The organism is Chamaesiphon sp. VAR_69_metabat_338 (assembly GCF_031423935.1).
In the GTDB taxonomy this organism is placed as follows: Bacteria; Cyanobacteriota; Cyanobacteriia; order Cyanobacteriales; family Chamaesiphonaceae; genus Chamaesiphon.
The window spans coordinates 1-2,008 of sequence record NZ_JANPGM010000006.1 but is presented as its reverse complement, the minus strand read 5'-3'; the positions used below and the strand labels follow the sequence as shown (position 1 = coordinate 2,008).

Annotated in this window: 1 protein-coding gene; it reads right to left on the bottom strand. The window is 51.7% G+C overall.

Going from position 1 to position 2,008, the window contains the following annotated elements; translation table 11 throughout:
- Positions 1-94 precede the first annotated feature (94 nt).
- Positions 95-2,008: PAS domain-containing protein (locus RMO84_RS00200; RefSeq protein ID WP_310486387.1), on the bottom strand; the 1,914-nt coding region annotated here is incomplete at its 5' end.

The window sequence follows — 2,008 nt, the reverse complement described above, 5'->3', positions numbered from 1 at the left end:
TTCGGAGCTTGTCCCCCATTTTTAAGCATATATTTGCCCGTCGATCGAAATCGTATCCCTAATTTGAGCAGTCATTCATATTCGATCGAGATTGCTAATCTTGTTCAATTGTTCGTGGTTCGCTCGCGACTGTTGGCGATCGTTTCGGCCAGGTAAAGTAGAAAGTCGTACCTTGGCCCAGTTCTGATTCTAATCGAATCGTCCCCGATTCGGCCTCGACGATCTTTTTAACAATACTCAAACCGACACCCGAACTATCGGGATTTTTTTGGGGATTGGCGGCTTGGAAAATCACAAAGATGCGATCGCGATCTCCGGGTGGGATGCCAGGGCCATTATCAGCGATCGCAAACTCATAGAAATCGTCGCGCTCTGTACTCGAAATTCTGACTGAGCCATCGGGGCGATCGTGATGTTTGAAGGCATTGCTAATCAGGTTGGTAAATACTTGGTACAACAGCAGTTTCCTGGTTTCCAGAGTCGGCAGTTGGGAGGTGAGATCGATCTTAAATGTCGGCGGCGGCGCGATCGATTCGATAACTTCTGCTAGCAACTCGGCTACAGAAACTAGCTCTAGCTGACTATCTTGGCGACCTACGCGGGCGTATTCCAGTAGTCCAGCGATCGTGTCATCCATGCGCTGCACGCGGCTGCGGAGCAGGTTCAGCTGCTGTGTGGTATGGGCGGACAAGCCGTCTAGATCCTCTTCGATCCATACGGATAGATTGGCAATGCCGCGTAGGGGTGCTTTGAGGTCGTGGGAGACGATATGGACGAAGCTATCTAATTCTTGATTGCGCTCTTTGAGCTGGCTGGCTGTCTGAGCCAGGAGCGTATTGAGAGCGGCTAGTTCGCGAGCGCGCTCTGCCAGGGCGATTTCAGCTTGTTTACGATCGGTCACATCGATCGAAATGCCGATCGCGCGGAGCGGTTGTCCATCGGGAGCATATAATATTTGACCCCGAGAACCAAACCAGCGGATCCCCTTAGTGGGATGAACGATCCGAAACTCGAAGTCGAGGTAGGTTTGCTGCTGCTCCAAGGCTGCGCGCACGGATCGATCGGCGATCTCTCGGTCTGATTCCATGACTGTAGCCAGCCAGTTGTCATAGGTAGATGGCGTTGTCGGATCGAGTCCGTACAAAGCATAGTATTCTGGCGACCAAATTATCCGATCGGCAACCACATCCCAATCCCAAGTCCCAATTTTGGCGGCTAATTGGGAGATTCTCAACCGTTGCTCACTTTCTTGTAAGGCAATTTCAGTCTGTTTGCGATCGGTGATATCGACCGCCGCTGCATACAGCACCCGCTCGGCGGGATCGATCTGTGAGGGATAGCTCTGGGCATTCCACAGGAACCAACGATAAGTGCCGTCTTTGTGCCGATAGCGGCTTTCATACGCTACTGTGACGTGCTCTGAAAACAACTCTGCGGCTTCCACACTCGATCCGGCCAAATCGTCCGGATGGACGAGATCCGTCCAAGAACGAGCTAGCAGTTCGGCTTTCGTCCAGCCGAGCGTTTGTTCCATTGTCGGGCTGACCCATTGAAAGCGACCGTGGCGATCGGCGATGACTTGCAAATCTGCCCCCACGGACAGAAACCGTTCGCGTTCTTGCTCGATTAGTTTGCGCTCGGTAATATTGGTAAATAAAGCGGCAAACTGGTTGCGACCTGGTTCCCCAGTTGCAAAGGCGTTGACATCGAACCAGCGATTCATCACGATCGATTGATTTTCAAACCGCACGGGTTCGCCAGTCTGCACGACTCGTCCGTAAATCTCAAACCATTCGGCTTCGAGACCGGGAATCAGTTCCCGTGCTGTCTTACCCACAGCTCCTACCAATCCTGTCAGGCTGCCGAAGATGGAATTAACTTCTAAAAGTCGGTAATCATCCGGTCTGCCATCTTCATCAAATAGCATTTCACAGATGCATAAGCCTTCATCCATCGACTCGAATAATGTCCGGTATTTGGCTTCAGAGGATTGTAACGCCAGACTAGT